We start from the raw sequence: 17,667 nt of genomic DNA, 5'->3' as shown, positions 1-17,667 counted from the left end.
AACAAAATACCAATTAATTGCCAATCTGTAAAGGTAAAAACAGGTGAAAACAAAGAAACTGCCCTATAGACCTAGGACAGTTGTCGCATAGCTAATTTTCTATTTTTTCGATCCAACCCGGACCCTTTTTAACCAAAACCCGATATAGCAGAAAGTCCAGGCCGGAAAAGACGATAAAAAGCATGACCGCCACAGATAATAACGAGCCTTGACTCTGGGTCAAAAATACCAGAACTACCGTTATCCCTGCCGTCAATAGCGCGACCAGGATGGCGAATAGCGGATTGAGGTTTTGCTTGACGGCTTCTTGCTCCGAGGTCCAGGCAAGCTTTGGCATATGGATATCGATCAGGATACCCAATACATTGATCAGAACCACTCCTGGAAGAGCAACCAAGAGACAAATCAATAGGAACATGGGTGAGATATTCAAGAACCAAGCAGCTGCGACCAGAAGAAACAGAATACTAATGAAGCTCATCATCACACCAGGCAGCAGTTTACCCATAAGCAGCTGGATAAACGAAATGGGAAAGGTCTTGTTCAGAAAAAATCCCTGACCATCCCTCGTGATAGCCGTAGCAGATGCGCTGTTCATTCCAGCTATAAACAAGCTGCCTGCGAAAAAGATCGCCAGGCTTAAGCCTCCCATTCCTTCGATCCATCCGCTCAAGGCTGTGATCAGTTCACCTCTCTCCTGGATACCGAACAGTGGAATCAGGACAAAAACCGGCATGATCAAGCTGGGCAGCAAGCAGTTGAGCATATAAGCTGGCGTTCGCCACAGCATTCGCCACTCCTTGAGCGCATAGGACCACCAGGGAGAGCGCACCTTGGCCAGCTTGGCAAAATCCTGTCCCCCTACTTTTTTCCGCTTGGATGCCGACTCACTGACCCCCATCACACCAGCGAAATAGAGACGATCCCCGGCAAACAAAAAGAGGAGAACTGCTGCTCCTGTAGTCAAAATAAACGCCAGCAGGTAGCCCAAGCCAGCCAAGTAGCCACTGTTGACCAGTGCAAACACAGCAAGCTTGCTGGTCGGGAACAGCTGCGTCGCGAGATTAAGCAGGACGTTGTCGCCTGACAAAATCTGTTGCTGGAGCTTCTCCACGTCTTCCATCGAGCCTCTTTGCCGTTGTACGAAAAACTGGAAGCCAAGCGCAGCGCCAAGGCCTATGATCCCACCGATCAGACGGAAACGGTCCTTTTTCTTGCCGATGTTGGTATAGCGCATGAACAGCATAACCAGCAGTGACGCAAGCACCAAGGGCACGATCGGGACGACCAGAAATAGAAGGATCGAATACAGGTAGAAAACTAGCCCTGCACCGCTTTTTATCCCAAAAACAATCAGCAATGGTCCTAACAAGATCAACTCTGTCAGGTATTCATAAATGAGAGCGACCAGGAAATTGGCTCCGAGTATTTCTCGGGGTGCCAAGGGCAACGGCAAAAAATGCTCTACATCCTGTGAGTAGTAAAATACCGTGAGGACATAGACAATGCCGAGTACAAAAATAGTGAATGATACCAGTGCCAGACCTAACCCAAGCAGGGCACTTTCTTGGCCGATCATCGCCAATCCATCGTACAATCCGGACAGGAACCAGGCTCCGCTGATGACCATGGGCATCATTCCAACGAGAATAGCGACGAGCAGCAGGATGCTTTTCCAGCCGCTTCCCTTTTTGCTCTTCCATAGCGGGCCTGCGTTTTTCAGCATGATTTTGGTCAAAAGCCAGATGTTATTCATGCTTGGTCAGCTCCAGGAACAGGCTTTCCAGAGATTCGTGAGACTGGAAATGCTCCTGCATCTGCGGAAATGTTCCACAAAAGAGGATTTTCCCCTTGTTGATGATCGCGACTCGGTCACACAGCTTCTCAGCTACTTCCAGAACATGTGTTGAAAAAAATACGCTTCTGCCGCTGTCTGCGTGCTCCCGCATCATTTCTTTCAACGTATAGGAGGACTTCGGATCCAGTCCTGTCAGCGGCTCATCGAGAATCCACACCTCTGGATGATGCACGAGCACACCCATAATGACGATCTTTTGCCTCATCCCGTGAGAGTAGCTCTGTATCGTATCGCCGAGTGCGTCCAGCATGTCAAATCGCTTGGCAAGACTGTGTATGCGGCTGTTGCGAACCTCCTGCTCCACACCGTATATATCTGCCATGAAGCTGACGTATTCCAAGCCTTTCAGCCGTAAAAACAAGTCGGGACTGTCCGGTACATAACCAAACTGTTTTTTCGCTTCAATCGTGTCGACGCCGATCTCTTTTCCGTTGATGCGAATCTGACCTGCGTCGGGCTTGATGATGCCTGTTATCATTTTTATCGTTGTCGTCTTCCCTGCTCCGTTGGGACCGAGGAAACCGAATATTTCACCTTTTGGTACAGTCAAATCAAGATGATCGACTGCCTTGTAAGTACCATTGTAGCTTTTGCTGACTCCATTCAGCTCTATCATATGCTCACTCCTGTCCACAAGAGTATTTCCAGACACTTTCCCTATTCATACGAATCCATGTATCAAAAGGTTTCCAGCATAAGGAAGAAGAGCCGGATCATCGCACCCAGCTCTCTTTTTTTACTAGAATCCGTATTTAATTTTGCGGTACGTAGCTTCCGTCGCGAAGCATAGTCAGCTCGCCCATGATGAAAGCCAGATCGGAATCGTCTCCATCTCCGTTTTCATCAATCGCTTCCAAGCGGCGCAGGAGGATGCTGGCAAAATCCTGAATCAGTACAGGCTGCGCTTCCATATCGTTCTCTTCAAATACTTCGTAGCTCGTCAAGGCTTCCAGATGGGTCACGATGTGAAACCCACCGATTTCCCCCAAAATTTCTTTTTTGTTCAGCTTTGATTTTTCCAATTTTTTCAACATAGAGACAATGTCATTGGCGAACATGCTGGGGAAAGCAACCATATAAAAATGGCGGTTTTTTGCTTCACTGGTCTTGATAATCAAGATATCGGTGCCTTCCAGCTTCTTAGCCTTTTTTCCAAATCCAAACATATATTTTCCACCTCTATTATTTCGGTCTGCATAGCTCTCTCCATGATAGACATATTCAGAGTAGTAGACAACCCCCATCCTGTTTCCTTTTTTCACTCGATTTACGGAGTGGTCAGGGAAAATGTTACATGTCTATTCCCTATGAATCCCACACACGCTAAGGGAAAATCTCCAAAGAGGTGTGCAGGTATGAAAATGAAGCACGGTTGGATCTATTTGCTGTTGCTGTCTATTCTGGTGACCGGTTGCAATGCTTCTAATACCAGTCAAGGCAAAAAGAACGAAAAAACAGCTACAAGTCAAAGCAAAAAGAATGAAAAAACGGCGAAGACCCAAAGCAAAGCAACCAAACAGAAACGTCCTGCTCGAAGTGTCGCCATTCAAAAGCTGGATGACAGCAAAATGAACATCGTCATTTTCCTGAACCGGGCCGAACACGTCGTGGAGGATGTCTACTACGCCGCAATCGACCATACGAAAGGAAAAACCGCTCACGAAGATGGAATCACCTACCTTGAACTGCCCAAACGCTTTGACAGCAAGGACAAAGTGATCGCCTATTTCTCCAAGTTCTGGAGCAGATCATTGTCTGAGGCCCTCTATGACAACCTTTCCACCAAGCAGATCAAGAATAAGCTGTACGTCGCTATTCCAAACGTCGATTATCCAGTGTTGATATCCGTCCGGAATACCGCAGTGGAAAAACTGAACAGTGAAATTCGCGTCTCTGTCCAAAATGTGACAGACCCGGCCTTCTCCTCGGATCGAACGCTTCGCTACCAGTTAATGCGCGACGACAAAACGAAGCGCTACGAGATCAAATCGCGTATGGGTACCTATGGAAATGACCAATTTCAATAATCCGCTTGACATTTATGTGAGACCAAGCGAATAATTATGTATTAATAAGCATACCGAATGAGCTATGACGGGGAACAGTAAAACTGCCCTTCAGGTCCAGAGAGCGAAATCCATTGGCTGAGAGGTTTCGTCCTTCGAATCAGTTTGAACCCACCCCAGAGCATCCAGGGATGACCTGGACAGGTTTCTTTCACCTGTTATCCAAGAAAGAGAGCCGGACGTTACCGCCTGAAGCAAAAGCTTCTCGTGCATAACGTCAAGTAAGGTGGTACCGCGGAGGTCATCAACGCCCTTTCGTCCTTATCAAAGAGACGAGAGGGCTTTTTATATTTATTTTTTCACTGGAATCAGGGGGTACAGCAATGAAGAAAGGGAAAATGCGGTTGGTTGTAAAGGTGGGCAGCAGTTCGTTGGCGGCATCCTCAGGAGGTGTAGATCCTCAAAAAATGTCGCTCCTCGTCTCGGCTGTCAGTCAGCTGCGGGATGCGGGCCATCAGGTCGTGCTCGTCTCGTCTGGTGCAGTAGCCAGCGGTTATCAAAAACTGGGCTATAAACAAAGACCGCGCACACTAGCCGCAAAGCAAGCAGCAGCAGCCATTGGGCAGAGTCTCCTGATGCAAACCTATACGCAACTGTTCGGCGCACATCAATGCAGCGTAGCACAAATTCTGCTCACCAGAAGTGACTTTTCCCATCGGGAGCGTTATCAGCACGCCTTTCAAACCTTGTCGCTTTTACTCGATAAAAACATCTTGCCGATCATTAACGAAAACGACACCGTGTCCGTAGCAGAGCTGACTTTTGGCGACAATGACATGCTGGGAGCACTGGTGGCTGGCCTGGTACACGCCGATTTGTACATGATCCTGACCGACACCAACGGGTTGTACGACAAGGATCCTCGCTACAATTCCGACGCCCAACGAATCGCCTGGCTGCCAGAAGTGACAGAAGAAATAGAAAATCTGGCTGGCGGTGCTTCCCAGCTGGGAACGGGCGGCATGCGCTCCAAGCTGATCGCAGCCAGAACCGCACAAGGATTGGGCATTCCCAGCTTTATCGGAAAATTGGATCAATCCTCCGATCTGCTTGAAGTCCTGACGGGAGATGGAAATGGCACTTACGTCAACTACAGTCCGGAAGCACCCTCTCTCAGCGGTTTACCTACCCGCAAGCAGTGGATCGCCCTGCACTCCCCTACCCGTGGCTCGATTACGATCGACCAAGGTGCAGCCGAAGCCATCCTGGAACAGAGACGCAGCCTCCTTTTGGCGGGTGTGCGCGATGTAAACGGGACTTTTAATCAAGGAGAGGTCATTGAGGTGTACTGCGAGGGTGAATTAATCGGTCGAGGTGTCAGCCGCTTTGCTGCCGAAGATCTGACAGATTCGCTTGGCACCAAAGCAACGCGACGCAGCGGTACTGTCATACATCGCGATCAATGGACACAGACCATCTAGCTTCAACAGGCATGGCAAGTTATTTGCCTACATTTTATAGAGAGAAAAGGAGATGGAGATTATGGGGAACTGGAAGCAACAACTGCAGGAGCAGTTAAGATTGGCGAAGCAAGCGTCCCGCAAAATGGCGCTCTTGACACGGGAGGATAAAGACAAGGCATTGACGGCGCTCGGTGAACAACTCCTCGCGGATGAGAAAGTGATCCTGGAGGCAAATGAACGGGATCTGGCCAAAGCCGAAGCAGACGGACAGCCCGCCTCTTATTTGGACCGCCTTCGCTTGACCACCGGACGTGTACTCGATCTGGTGGAAAGCTTGAAACAACTGGTCGCTCTCGAAGACCCAGTCGGTCAATCGATGAGTCGCTGGACCCTTTCGAATGGATTGGTGATGGAACAGATTCGCGTACCACTCGGCGTGATTGGCATGGTGTATGAAGCACGCCCCAATGTGACTATCGATGCTGCTGCCATCGCCCTGAAAACCGGCAACGCCATCGTCCTGCGCGGCAGCCACAGTGCAGTAAACAGCAACCTGGCCCTGGTCAAAAGCATGCGCGATGCCCTGACGGCTACAGGTCTTTCTCCTGAAGCTGTTCAATACCTGCCTTTTGCCGAACACGAATCTGTAGACATGCTGTGTACAGCCAACGGGCTGGTCGATGTGATCATTCCACGCGGCGGTGCTGGCCTGATCTCTCGTGTGCTGAAAACCTCCAGTGTTCCTGTATTGGAAACGGGCGTCGGCAACTGCCACATCTTTGTGGAGAAAACAGCGGATTATGCAATGGCAGAGGCCATCGTATTGAATGCCAAAACGAGCAGACCAGCAGTCTGCAACGCCGCAGAAACCTTGCTCCTCCACCGTGAATGGCCTGCCTCCTGCCAGCTGGAGCTCTTGCAGCGTCTGATCGAAGCAGGAGTAGAGGTTCGTGCATGCGACGTCACAAGAAAGCTTCATCCATCGTTAAGCGCCTCTCTGCTGCAAGCCACAGAAGAGGATTGGGATACGGAATACTCTACCTTGATTATCGCGGTACGTACCGTCGATACGCTGGAGGATGCACTGGAGCATATCTCGCTTCACAGCACCGGACACTCTGAAGCGATCGTGACAGAGGACCAAGCAGCCGCACAACGCTTCCTCACCACTGTAGATGCGACTACCGTCTACCATAATGCCTCCACTCGTTTTACGGATGGCGGAGAATTCGGCTTTGGCGCCGAGATCGGCATCAGCACGCAAAAGCTGCATGCTCGCGGACCAATGGGCTTGCCTGCCCTCACCTCTTACAAATACGTCGTACGCGGCACTGGGCAGATCCGATAGTCCCGAAAGGAGGAAGACAACCATGAACACACAGCCTGCTTTTTCCATCGAAGGACGTATTGGTTTTCTGGGAGCTGGCTCCATCGCTGAAGCCATGCTCTCCGGCATTTTGAAAAAGGGACTTCTCAGCGCCGAGCACATCCTGGTTTCCAATCGCAACAATCAGGAACGACTGGATCAACTCGCTGATACCTATCAAGTGCAAGTGTCGCAGGACCGAAAGCTGCTCGTGGATACTTCCGACATCCTTATTCTGGCGATGAAGCCAAAGGATGCAGCGGAAGCATTGATGGAGCTGCAAGGCACAGTCCGTCCGGGTCAATTGGTCATCTCGGTGATCGCAGGAGTGGCCACTTCCCTGATCGAGGAATGGCTTGGCGTACAATGTGCAATCATACGGACAATGCCTAACACGTCATCTGCTATCGGTCTGTCTGCGACCGGGCTTGCCTGCAATCGCTTTGTGACAGAAGAACAGCTCGAGCTGGCCACGCGCCTGTTTGAAGCTATCGGCACGGTATTCACCGTCGCTGAGGAGGAGCTGGACATTGTGACCGGCCTTTCCGGCAGTGGTCCTGCCTATATTTACTATCTGGTTGAGGCGATGGTGGGAGCTGGAGCCAAAGCCGGTCTCTGTCGCGAAACGGCCCGCCAGCTCACCCTGCAGACCTTGCTTGGCGCCGCGCACATGCTGCTCGATACCAGCGAGGACCCTGCCCTGCTGCGTCAAAAAGTGACCAGTCCTGGTGGAACTACTCAAGCTGGTCTGGAGGTTCTCCAATCGTATCAGTTTCAGGAAGCTGTCACTTCCGCCATTCTTCGCGCTACTGAGCGTTCCCGTGAATTGGGCGCACAGTACCGCTAGCTTTTGTCTGTCCTTCCTTCTGTTGTATACTGGATGGGCTGGAGAAACACGGAGGTGTCCATGAATATTTACGCCTTGTATGGAACGAGCGGAACAGGCAAGAGCTCAATGGCTCTGGAGCTGGCTCACCGGATGAATATCGATGCGATCATCGACGACGGCATCTTGATTTATCAAGGACGCAAGGTAGCCGGTACATCCGCCAAATATGAAAAAACGAAAATCCAAGCAGTAAAACGCGCCATTTTTCATTACGAAGATCACGCGAATGAGGTTCGGCAAGCGCTGACTGATCTCGCTTTGGAACGGATGCTGGTTCTGGGAACTTCACAGCGCATGATCGAACGGATCGTGGAAGCACTGGAGCTACCCGAGCCGGTCGAATTCATCCCGATCGAGTCCATCAAGCGTCCTCAGGATATCGAGGCTGCCCGCTACATCCGGGAAACGATGGGGAGACACGTCATTCCCATCCCGCGCGTTGAGGTGGAACAGGATTTTATCCAACGACTGCTCTCTTCTGCCCAACGGATTTTTTCCTCCAAAAAGGAAGCGAATGGCGGTGAATCTACGGTGGTCCATCCTCCTTTTTCTGGAGGACGTATCCTGATCCATCCGCAGGTCTTGCGCAAGATTGTGCAGGGTGTCTGCAACGAGTATGAGGAAGTCGATCAAATCCTGAAAGCGAACACCTCTTTTGAAGACTTGCCGCGTATCGAGCTGACGCTGGCCCTGAAGGTTCCTTATGGGACGTATATTCCAGAACGAATCATTGAGCTTCAATCCGAGCTGCATAAGGAAGTAAGCTACACCTTGAACATCGCTCCCGCCAGCATCGACATTCAGGTCACAAGCCTGCGCCTTGTGTAAATAAATACCATAAAGATAAAGACAAACATCGCATCACCGCACAAAATCCGGCTCATACAGCCGGATTTTTTTTCTACGCTTTACTTCCCCAAATGTAGCTCATACTACATGTGTATTCCCCCATGAAAGGAGCTCACTCATGCCGTCTATCCTGTCTTCGATGCAGTCTGCACAAGTCCCTATTCCAGAACCCCCCAAGGTCATCACGACAAAGGATTGCAGCTATTTGAAGGATGCCATGTCCTGGAACCTGATCGCCTTTAAAAAGTTCCATGCCTTCGCGCAGCAGGCACAGGACCCGGAAGTGAAGCAGCATTTGGAAAAAGCAGGCCGCATGCATCAGAAGCATTACCAAACGCTCCTTAGCCACCTTCAAAACAACAATACTGCAGTGATGGCATCTCTGCCGCAAACCCAATCCCAACAGCAGCCTCAGATGCAGTAAGGGGGAGATCACATGCCAAATCAAAATCAGATTGCCAATCCGCAGCCTGCCAACATGCCACAGGTAAAAACGCCTGAGATGAACGATCGCGACTATCTGAACGATTGCCTGTCTACTTGCAAATACTTGACGGACAGCATGAATGTGGCTGTGCGTGAAGCAAGCCACCAGCAGCTCCATCAAGACATGATGCAAATTTTGATTGAAACGCATCAGAGCGCCCGAGAAGCGTATAACTTGATGTTCCGAAAAGGCTGGTACAAGCTCGAAGCAGAAGATCAACAAAAGCTGCAGCAGGCTTATCAGCAGTTTAGCGGTTACTCTACGCAGTTTCCGTATCATTGATGCAACACAACAAGAACATCCCGAGGGATGTTCTTGTTCTTCAATGTCTGATCATTTCTTTGACCAGCTCGGATAATCGATACACAGCCTGCTCCGTCTCTTCTTCACTCGCATAGGCATAAGACAAGCGCAGATGCCTGCTGTCTGTTTGATCGTATATATACCCGGGATTGAGCAGGATTCCGGTTGACAAGGCTTTGGTAAACAAGGTTCGCATCGAAAAAGAATGACGAAAGCGCAGCCAGATATAAAACCCTCCCTGCGGTATCTGCCAGTCAGCCAAGTCTTGGAACCAACGGGACAGCAAGCTGCACATGAGATCTCGACGCCTCCGCAAAGCTACCCGTACTTCTTCCAGATGCTTCTCGTACACTCCACTCTTCAGCCACTCCATCGCCACCCATTGGGACAGAGCGCTCGCTCCGTAATCCGTCTGCATTTTGACATCTGCCAAACGATCCACCACAGGTTCGGGACCGACGATCCAACCAATTCTAAGCCCTGGACTCAACGTTTTCGACAGACTCCCCAAATAAAGAACCAGTCCGTTCTGATCCCTTGCCTTCAGCGGTAACGACTCGGGCTTGTCAAACCATAGGTCCCCGTATACGTCGTCCTCCAGTACAGGCAATCGCTCCCGCTCACATACAGCCAGTACCTGTTCCCGACGTCGCTCTGTCATGAATCGGCCCGTTGGATTGTGGTACGAAGGGATCGTGTAGAGCAGCGCCCCGTTTTGGGCCTTTTTGTGATAAGCGAGCGCGTCAGCCAGAATCCCTTCATCATCCATCGGCACTCCGACAAGACTCATGCCGGAAGCCTGAAACAAGGGCAGCGAATTCAAATAGGAAGGCTGCTCCAGCAAAATGGTCGAGCCCTTATGCAAAAGCCCGATAGAGATCAAATGAAGTGCCTGCAAGGCTCCTGAGACGATCAAGATGGAAGATGGCGAAACGTCGAGGCCTCGCCCTCTCAAATGCTGGCTGATGGCCTGCCGCAGGGGCAATAGCCCTTTGGGTTCGGAATAGCCGAGCTGCGTGATGGTTTCTCCCGAACGGCTAAGGATATCCTTCATTTGTTCTTTTGGAATCAGGTCTGGAGACAGCTCTCCGGTTCCAAGCCTGATGTAGCTCGGATCGGGCTCATACCGGTTTATATCCTGAATCGTTGGCAAATTGGGCGGATGCGCACCCGCTTTTACGTAACTCATCCAGTCCGGCGGAGGTGTCGCAGACAACAAGGTCCAGGTGTTGTTGCTCACCTGCGTGCCGCTCCCCACTGTCGACTCGATCAGCCCTTCTGCTCTCAGCTCTTCCAGCGCCGTGACCACTGTGCTCCGGTTTACCCCCAGGCTTTCTGCAAGCGCTCTTTGAGTAGGCAGTTTGCTTTTGACAGGCCACTCCCCCGCTGCGATCTTTTCTTTCATATAAGCAACAATCTGTTTATAGACCGCTATATCCGATGACTTGTCCGGTTTCCAATCGATCGTAAGCACTGTGCATCCCTCCACCCCAGTTACCTGTATTGTACAAATTGGTTGGTCTACGAGCAAACCAATTGGCTGGAGACAAGAGATCAAAAAGAGTGAATAATGACAAAGATGCCTGTGCACGTTATTCAATGGAATTCGGAGGGAATTTTCGTGATCGAAGCAATCTTGCATGGATTCATCCTGGCCTTTGGACTCATCTTGCCGCTCGGTGCGCAAAATGTCTTTGTCTTTAATCAAGGCGCACTCCAGCCATCCCTGTGGCGAGCGATGCCGGTCGTCATCACGGCTGCTCTCTGTGATGCCCTACTCATTTTACTGGCTGTCCTGGGGGTCTCACTCGTCGTCCTCTCCGTCGCCTGGTTAAAGACACTGCTATATGCTATAGGCGTACTCTTTTTGCTGTACATGGGCTTCCTTACCTGGCGTAGCCGTGCGAATGTGGATCAGAAGCAAGAAACCGTTCAGTTTTCAGCGAAACGGCAAGTGATGTTTGCTGCCTCAGTCTCGCTTCTCAATCCACATGCAATCCTGGATACAATCGGCGTCATCGGCACCAGCTCACTCCATTATGCAGGAGGAGCCAAATGGGGGTTTACCGTCGCCTGTATCCTCGTCTCCTGTCTTTGGTTTTTTGGCTTATGCATAGCAGGTCGTCTAACCGGGAAATTGGACCGTTCAGGCAGACTGATGCGCGGCTTAAATATGGTCTCAGCCCTCATCATGTGGGGCGTTGCCCTGTATATGACCTGGACACTGTTCACGCTGTAATTGACTTTTCGGTGCATAAACCTACCGCGCTCCACCGACAATACTCCTATCAGACACATCGCGGAGGTTCCTATGCTTTTTACCAAATCCGACCCACTCCTGGATGATCTTCTTGTGATCGCCCAAAACGTTCATGATTCTGCCGTCTTTTTCAACCAGTACAAGGTCAAGTCATTGGAAACCGTCGAGAGCTTTTCCAACACGATGAAAGACTTTGAATCAAAAGGCGATCGACTGATCCACGAAATCATTTTTCGCATCAACAAGAGCTTTATCACCGCCATCGAGCGTGAAGATGTGATGGAGCTTGCCATCAAGCTGGACGATGTACTCGATGGCTTGGAATGCTGTGCTGCTCGACTGTATATGTTTGATATCACACGCGGGGATGATGTGATGATTCACTTCGCACGAATCATCGAAGATTCTACCCAGCAAATCGTGCATGCGATAGAGTTGCTGCAAAAGCAGAAGCTGTCCGCCATGAAGGAATACATCATCGGCATCAACGAGCTGGAGAGTGAGGGCGACGAGTTGTTGCGCACCAGTGTTCGCGAGCTTTTCAAAACCTCAACAGACGCCATTCATATCATGCAATTCAAGGAAATCTACGAGCTGCTGGAAGAAGTGACGGATCATTGTGAGGATGTAGCGGATGTGCTGGAGACAGTGATCATGGGTAATACGTAAAAAAACCTCTATCGATGCCTATTCAAGGAGGAGCGACCGCGTTTTAGCAGAAAGTTTTTATGCGCTCCGGAATGGATAAGCGTAAACACTTATACATTCCTACACGTAAAAAAGGGAGGAGCTTGTCCTGTGGATACGGGTCTTCCATTGGTCGTGATGGTTGTGATTCTCGCTGTGTCCTTTGATTTTATCAATGGATTTCACGATACAGCCAATGCAATCGCAACGACAGTCTCAACGAAAGCCTTGCCGCCCAAAATAGCGATTGCGCTAGCCGCTTCGATGAACTTCATCGGTGCCCTTACCTTTACAGGGGTAGCGAAAACCATAGGTGGCAGTATCGCAGACCCGGCAAAGCTGGAATTTGGCGTCCTCGTCGTCATCGCGGCTCTGCTCTCGGCGATCACCTGGAATCTGGTCACGTGGTGGTACGGAATTCCCAGCAGCTCATCCCATGCGCTCATCGGCTCTCTGGCAGGAGCTGTCATTGCGTCAGCAGGCTTTGGACAAGTCAACTGGGACGGCTTTACTGACATCTTCAAGGCATTGATCCTGTCGCCGATCATCGCACTCGTGGCAGGCTACCTGCTGATGAATCTGCTGTATTTGCTTTTTAGCCGAGTGTCTACTCCACCCACGAGGATCAACAGAGGGTTTCGTTTCTTTCAGATTTTCACCGCTGCCCTGCAATCCTTCACGCACGGAACCAACGATGCCCAAAAAGCGATGGGCATTATCGTTTTTGCCCTTGTAGCCGCACAAATTCAGGAGGACGCCCAGCACATTCCCTTCTGGGTCCAATTTATCTGCGCCCTGGCGATGGGTCTCGGCACATCTGTTGGCGGTTGGAAAATCATCAAGACTGTAGGCGGCAAAATTACCAAAATCGAGCCGATCAATGGAGCCACTGCCGACCTGACCTCTTCGTCGATCATCTTCACTTTTACGCAGCTCGGTTTGCCTGTCAGCTCAACCCATGTCATCTCATCTGCGATCATGGGAGTAGGCGCTGCCAAACGATTCAAGAACGTCAACTGGGGAGTAGCCAAGCGCATTGTCATCACCTGGTTTATCACCTTGCCGATTTCGGCTATCATCGCCAGTTTGTTTTACTATTTGCTGGTCGTCTTTTTTTAAAATGCAAAAAGCCCTCTGCGCTGAGGGCTTTTTCGCTATGGGATGTTCTTCTTTATTCTCCGAACGCTTGCCCCATGCTGTCCTTCAGAAAACGTGCATCGTTCCATTTTTCCTGAATTTCCTTCCACTGCTGCTCTGTCAGCAAATCTGCCAATGGCTTTCCGAATACCTGCTCCATCTGTTCACGACTAGTCTGATAGGTCACAGAAGGAAACTGAAACTCCAGTGTCTGAAGGTTATCGATCAAAGCAAAGGCAGCCAAAGCATTATACAGCAATGCTTGCTTCACTTCCTCCTGACTCTTTTCCCTTTCCTCTGTTTGATACTTGATTTCCACTTTGAACTGCTCGGAATCGAGTTGATACGTCCGATTCAGATGATTCAAAGGCAAATGGAAAAACAGGTTGAAGACATTGGAGGCATCTCCCATGTACTTGCTTTTGTATGGCAGGATGGATTTCAGGTCATGGGTCATCGGCTTCTGCTGGTCGAGTTGATACCGCACAGCCTTTTCTTCATTGGCTGGAATCACGACTCCTTGAATAACACCATACAGGACGACTCCAATCACCAGAAAAAACAGGATCGCCTTATTTCTCCTATTCATCTTCATGCACCTCGTACTTCATGATGAGCTTGGGAGAAACGTGCAACAGCATGGGAAGGATTACTGAAAAGAAAGGCAAGGCATAACGAACGGTCAGTACCGCAAATTGATACGGTCCACCGATCTTTACCTGGCGCCAAAACCAGATGTTGCTTCCGAACTCGAGTGCCGTCGTGAACAACAGCCAGACGAGGACAAACAATCCCCATATGAGCCAACCGATTTTGCGAAAGCGAAAAGCAGCTTGCAGATCCAGTGCGGCAGTTTTTTGCATAATCCCCGGGTTCATTCTCTTGATGATCAATAACGTAATGTACAGCAATCCAACCACGGCGATGCTGATGAGCAGCAGGAGATGGAGCATGCCGCCCATATGGATAATTTGTAGCGGCAAGACGATAATCCACGCGATAAGAAGATACAGCAGAGTGATTTGCACGAACTCTAGGCAGTATGAGAAGACGAAGATGTTTCGGTTCCGATCAATCAGGTGATCCACGGATGTGATGCTTTGCACAGCTTGACGAATCGCTTCCCTCTGCTCCACTCCATTTGCTGTCAGATCCGCCACTTTGGCTTCCAGGTTGCTCAGCACTTCCCGTTTTAAATCTTGTATTTGATCGCTGGTATCCTTGGCGTACCTGCGAAACAATTGATCAACATGCTGCTGCAATGGTTTCATCTCGTTACTCCTTCCTCTCCAAAAGCTGGTCGATTAACTCCCTCGCCACTTTCCAAGCTGCCAGAGATTGCTCATACGCGTCTCTCCCTGATGGCGTCACCTGATAATACTTGCGTCTGCCACCCTGACTTTCGTCTCCCCAATAGGAAATAATCTGTTTTTGTGTCTCCAGACGCTTCAGACTGGAATAAAGAGAGGGCTCCTTCAACTCGTACTTGCCTTCGCTGATTTTGGAAATGGCTTTTATGATCTCATAGCCGTAATTGTCTCCTTCACACAAGACACGCAGAATGATCGTATCGATATGACCGCGTATCAAATCACTGCTAATATTGCTGTCACGCATCCCCTTCACCTCGCACGTACAGCATAACACATATTACTATGCGTGACAAAGTATTGTACCAAAAAAATAGACCCTTGCTTCACAAGGGACTATTTCCATCGATTGTTTTGTGTTTATCGTCGTGGGTACGGGGACAGTCTAAAGATAACAACACCATGGTATCACATACAAAAAGGAGCCGATCGGAATGTCAGTTCAACGGTTCAGACAGCTTCGCTATCCTCTCATCGCACTGGCGGTCATCATTGGACTCGTCGCGTTGCACCACTACTACCGACTACATACGACTTTCGCTTCAGCCGCGCGCAACCAGACCGTGACCATCTCCAGTGCTGGATTTTTGCCTAACCGAATTACGGTACGTGAAGGTGAACTGGTCTCTCTCATGATCGTCAACACCGATCTGAAGCCCCACAATCTCGCCATACGCGAAATGAATGTCTCCTCCAGCGAGCTGAAGCCCAGTCAGTCTACCTTGCTTCAGTTCGCTGCAAGAAAAAAAGGGGAATACCCATTCGTCTCAGACGCACCAGGCTATCCGGAAACCGGGTACCAGGGACTTCTTGTCATCGAGTAGCATCCACTTTGTCTTCTGCTGCAGCCTTCCAGGGCCCAAAACGGATGAGAAGCAGCGGAATCAGTCCGATCACCGTCACGGTCCCGAAAAAGGAATAGATGGTCAAGGTCGAAAAGTTGTCCTTGATCCACCCTGCAGTCAGGTTGCACAGCATCGTCCCAAGCCCATGCCCAACGGAGAAGAACAGAGCCAGCGCCGTTACTTGAAGGGAGGCTGGTGTATTTTCTCGCACAAATTGTGCTGCTGTCGCCAGGTAAAAGCCGACCGAAATTCCCTGAACAAAGAAAAGCGCAATTACCGCTGTCGTGCTGGGTGCTGAGCTATACCAAAACCAGCGAATGGCAGACACGCTGGCCGCGATCAGGATCGTCAGCTCCAGACCCCAGCGCCGAGCGAAATAACCAGCCAGCTTCATGAATGGAGCCTCGCTGCCCGCAAACAGCAGGAAAGCGAGGCCGACACCGGCTATCGTCCCGCCAATCTCCTGATAATACAGGGAAAACCAGATATTGTTGGCGTTCACCGACCCAAATACAAAAAAGGAAGCGGTGAGAAACAGGACGAAGCGGGGCAATCTCAAGAGATCCTTGATTCCCTCGAGCATGCCCGTCGTGAATTTCGGTGCCGATTCTACCTCCTCCGGCACTTGACGAAGGAAGAGAATGGAGACGACCATCGCCGCGAAGTAGGAATAGAAAATCACCGATGGTCCCCACTTTTCGATCATGACCCCCGTCAAAAAAGCCGCCAGGGCAAAACCAATCGCTCCCCACATGCGGATATCGCCAAACTGCAGATTTTGTTTTTTGACATATCCAAGCGCAATGCTGTCCGAAACCGGAACGATGGCACTTTGAAACACGGATAAGACGGTGTATAGAATCAGTACCAGAGCAAACGTCGATACCACAGGAAACAACAGGCCGATCAATCCGGAAGTCAGCAAAGTCAGAACAAGCACACTCTTGCGAATTTGAAACCGGTCACAAATGATTCCCCAGAGTGGCTGGGTCACAATCGAGACCACTGGTGTCGTTGCACTGATCAAGCCGATCTGCGTACCGGTCAGATTGATCGATTGGTAATACTGCATGATTAAAGGTGTAAAGGCACCAAATCCATAGTAACTGAACAAATAAAGAGCGCTGAGACTGATCAACTTGCCTCCAGCGCTACTTTGTTTGTTGCCAGAAAAGACTCCTGTCATACAAGCTCCTATTTAACCGCCGGCAATATTTTTGCCATATTAACGGTACGTTTCTTTTCCCATGTAGCTGGGTTGAATTCATCAAACTGCTCCAGGAAGCTAATGACTTCCTTCGTCAATGGTGTAGGCGTAGAAGCCCCGGACGTAACCGCGATGTTTTTCTTGCCTTTCAACCATTCAATGTCCAGCTCCGACAGATCGGCGATGCGGTAGGAAGGAACACGGGCGATCTCCTCCGACACCTGCGCTAGCCTGTTGGAATTGTTGCTTCGCGGATCACCGACGACGATACACAAATCTGCTTCCCCCGCTTGTGCGGCAACTGCCTCCTGGCGAACTTGTGTAGCCAGACAGATTTCGTTGTGTACCTCTACCCGCGGATAACGCTCCACGATTGCCTCCATCAGGTGCTTGACATCCCACTGGCTCATCGTGGTCTGGTTGGTCACAATCAGCTTGTCAGCCGGTACCTCTCCCATCTTGTCAAGGTCTTCCAGTTTTTGCACCAGATGTACGTGCTCAGGCGCTATGCCCATTGCACCTTCTGGCTCAGGATGGCCCTTTTTGCCGATGTAGATCACGTGGTAGCCGTCTTTTACCTTTTCGCGAATCAGATCATGGGTCTTGGTCACGTCCGGACAAGTAGCGTCTACGACCGTCAATCCCTTGTCTCGCGCTTTTTTGCGGACTTCAGGGGAAACGCCGTGCGCGGTGAAAATAACCGTCCCTTCATCGATCTGATCCAGCAGGGCCATTCTGTCTTCCCCATCAAGTGTCTTAATGCCTTGTTTTTCAAACGCCTCTACGACGTGAGCATTGTGTACGATCATACCCAGTATGTGAATCGGGCGCGGAACATTGGCGTCTTGGGCTGTCTTTACCGCCAGTACCATCGCATCCACGACTCCGTAGCAGTATCCGCGGGGGGAAATCTTGATGACTTCCATCTTTACCCCTCCTA

General features: G+C 50.3%; 20 protein-coding genes. 11 read left to right on the top strand and 9 right to left on the bottom strand.

Annotated elements, in window-relative coordinates:
- Positions 1 to 91: 91 nt before the first annotated feature.
- From JZI27_RS04525 to JZI27_RS04515, 3 genes are all read right to left on the bottom strand, one after another.
- Positions 92 to 1,756, bottom strand: a complete 1,665-nt coding sequence (locus tag JZI27_RS04525; protein WP_280206902.1) for a putative ABC transporter permease subunit — start codon at positions 1,754 to 1,756, stop codon at positions 92 to 94.
- Positions 1,749 to 2,474: an ABC transporter ATP-binding protein gene (locus JZI27_RS04520; protein ID WP_122908842.1), complete on the bottom strand. Its 726-nt coding sequence runs from the start codon at positions 2,472 to 2,474 to the stop codon at positions 1,749 to 1,751. Before JZI27_RS04520 ends, JZI27_RS04525 begins: the two co-directional genes overlap by 8 nt.
- A gap of 136 nt (positions 2,475 to 2,610) precedes the next feature.
- On the bottom strand, positions 2,611 to 3,024 hold the full coding sequence (locus tag JZI27_RS04515) for a hypothetical protein (protein WP_122908841.1): 414 nt from the start codon (positions 3,022 to 3,024) through the stop codon (positions 2,611 to 2,613).
- A gap of 189 nt (positions 3,025 to 3,213) precedes the next feature.
- Between JZI27_RS04515 and JZI27_RS04510 the strand changes: the two genes are divergently transcribed.
- From JZI27_RS04510 to JZI27_RS04480, 7 genes are all read left to right on the top strand, one after another.
- Positions 3,214 to 3,885, top strand: a complete 672-nt coding sequence (locus tag JZI27_RS04510) for a DL-endopeptidase inhibitor IseA family protein (protein ID WP_122908840.1) — start codon at positions 3,214 to 3,216, stop codon at positions 3,883 to 3,885.
- A gap of 362 nt (positions 3,886 to 4,247) precedes the next feature.
- A complete protein-coding gene (proB, locus tag JZI27_RS04505) occupies positions 4,248 to 5,345 on the top strand; it encodes a glutamate 5-kinase (protein ID WP_280206901.1) in 1,098 nt (365 codons plus the stop codon).
- Positions 5,346 to 5,397: 52 nt separating this feature from the next.
- A complete protein-coding gene (locus tag JZI27_RS04500) occupies positions 5,398 to 6,675 on the top strand; it encodes a glutamate-5-semialdehyde dehydrogenase (protein WP_412850168.1) in 1,278 nt (425 codons plus the stop codon).
- Positions 6,676 to 6,697: 22 nt separating this feature from the next.
- Positions 6,698 to 7,540 (top strand): pyrroline-5-carboxylate reductase, encoded by an 843-nt coding sequence (proC, locus tag JZI27_RS04495; protein WP_251243382.1) that lies wholly within the window; start codon positions 6,698 to 6,700, stop codon positions 7,538 to 7,540.
- A gap of 60 nt (positions 7,541 to 7,600) precedes the next feature.
- Positions 7,601 to 8,410, top strand: a complete 810-nt coding sequence (locus JZI27_RS04490) for a hypothetical protein (RefSeq protein WP_122908836.1) — start codon at positions 7,601 to 7,603, stop codon at positions 8,408 to 8,410.
- Positions 8,411 to 8,549: 139 nt separating this feature from the next.
- The gene (locus JZI27_RS04485) at positions 8,550 to 8,855 is read left to right on the top strand and encodes a ferritin family protein (RefSeq protein WP_122908835.1); all 306 of its coding nucleotides are present in this window, start codon (positions 8,550 to 8,552) and stop codon (positions 8,853 to 8,855) included.
- Positions 8,856 to 8,867: 12 nt separating this feature from the next.
- On the top strand, positions 8,868 to 9,200 hold the full coding sequence (locus tag JZI27_RS04480; RefSeq protein WP_122908834.1) for a spore coat protein: 333 nt from the start codon (positions 8,868 to 8,870) through the stop codon (positions 9,198 to 9,200).
- A gap of 40 nt (positions 9,201 to 9,240) precedes the next feature.
- Here the strand turns inward: JZI27_RS04480 and JZI27_RS04475 are convergent, their stop codons facing one another.
- The gene (locus tag JZI27_RS04475; RefSeq protein WP_280206900.1) at positions 9,241 to 10,695 is read right to left on the bottom strand and encodes an aminotransferase-like domain-containing protein; all 1,455 of its coding nucleotides are present in this window, start codon (positions 10,693 to 10,695) and stop codon (positions 9,241 to 9,243) included.
- Positions 10,696 to 10,842: 147 nt separating this feature from the next.
- On the opposite strand from JZI27_RS04475, the gene JZI27_RS04470 reads away from it, so the two are divergent.
- From JZI27_RS04470 to JZI27_RS04460, 3 genes are all read left to right on the top strand, one after another.
- On the top strand, positions 10,843 to 11,460 hold the full coding sequence (locus tag JZI27_RS04470) for a LysE/ArgO family amino acid transporter (RefSeq protein WP_122908953.1): 618 nt from the start codon (positions 10,843 to 10,845) through the stop codon (positions 11,458 to 11,460).
- A 72-nt stretch (positions 11,461 to 11,532) separates the two neighbouring features.
- Positions 11,533 to 12,150 (top strand): DUF47 domain-containing protein, encoded by a 618-nt coding sequence (locus tag JZI27_RS04465; RefSeq protein ID WP_251243380.1) that lies wholly within the window; start codon positions 11,533 to 11,535, stop codon positions 12,148 to 12,150.
- 129 nt (positions 12,151 to 12,279) lie between these two features.
- Positions 12,280 to 13,287 carry an inorganic phosphate transporter gene (locus JZI27_RS04460; RefSeq protein WP_122908831.1) on the top strand — a complete coding sequence of 336 codons (1,008 nt, stop codon included), beginning with the start codon at positions 12,280 to 12,282 and terminating at the stop codon, positions 13,285 to 13,287.
- A 52-nt stretch (positions 13,288 to 13,339) separates the two neighbouring features.
- On the opposite strand, the gene JZI27_RS04455 is transcribed toward JZI27_RS04460, so the two are convergent.
- From JZI27_RS04455 to JZI27_RS04445, 3 genes are read right to left on the bottom strand one after another with little or no spacing between them, the layout of a single operon-like run.
- Positions 13,340 to 13,894 carry a DUF4825 domain-containing protein gene (locus tag JZI27_RS04455; protein ID WP_280206899.1) on the bottom strand — a complete coding sequence of 185 codons (555 nt, stop codon included), beginning with the start codon at positions 13,892 to 13,894 and terminating at the stop codon, positions 13,340 to 13,342.
- Positions 13,887 to 14,576 (bottom strand): permease prefix domain 1-containing protein, encoded by a 690-nt coding sequence (locus JZI27_RS04450; protein ID WP_280206898.1) that lies wholly within the window; start codon positions 14,574 to 14,576, stop codon positions 13,887 to 13,889. Before JZI27_RS04450 ends, JZI27_RS04455 begins: the two co-directional genes overlap by 8 nt.
- Positions 14,577 to 14,580: 4 nt before the next feature.
- The gene (locus JZI27_RS04445; protein WP_122908828.1) at positions 14,581 to 14,922 is read right to left on the bottom strand and encodes a PadR family transcriptional regulator; all 342 of its coding nucleotides are present in this window, start codon (positions 14,920 to 14,922) and stop codon (positions 14,581 to 14,583) included.
- Between the two features lie 187 nt (positions 14,923 to 15,109).
- On the opposite strand from JZI27_RS04445, the gene JZI27_RS04440 reads away from it, so the two are divergent.
- A complete protein-coding gene (locus tag JZI27_RS04440) occupies positions 15,110 to 15,499 on the top strand; it encodes a cupredoxin domain-containing protein (protein ID WP_122908827.1) in 390 nt (129 codons plus the stop codon).
- Here JZI27_RS04440 and JZI27_RS04435 read toward each other — a convergent pair.
- Positions 15,489 to 16,706, bottom strand: a complete 1,218-nt coding sequence (locus JZI27_RS04435; RefSeq protein ID WP_280206897.1) for an MFS transporter — start codon at positions 16,704 to 16,706, stop codon at positions 15,489 to 15,491. The genes JZI27_RS04440 and JZI27_RS04435 overlap by 11 nt on opposite strands.
- 8 nt (positions 16,707 to 16,714) lie before the next feature.
- Entirely contained in the window at positions 16,715 to 17,653 is a 939-nt protein-coding gene (locus JZI27_RS04430) for a 4-hydroxy-3-methylbut-2-enyl diphosphate reductase (protein ID WP_280206896.1), read from the bottom strand.
- Between the last annotated feature and the right edge of the window lie 14 nt (positions 17,654 to 17,667).

Origin of the sequence: Brevibacillus sp. AY1 (assembly GCF_029870785.1) — a bacterium.
In the GTDB taxonomy this organism is placed as follows: Bacteria; Bacillota; Bacilli; order Brevibacillales; family Brevibacillaceae; genus Brevibacillus; species Brevibacillus invocatus.
This window is presented reverse-complemented; position numbering and strand designations above follow the sequence as displayed.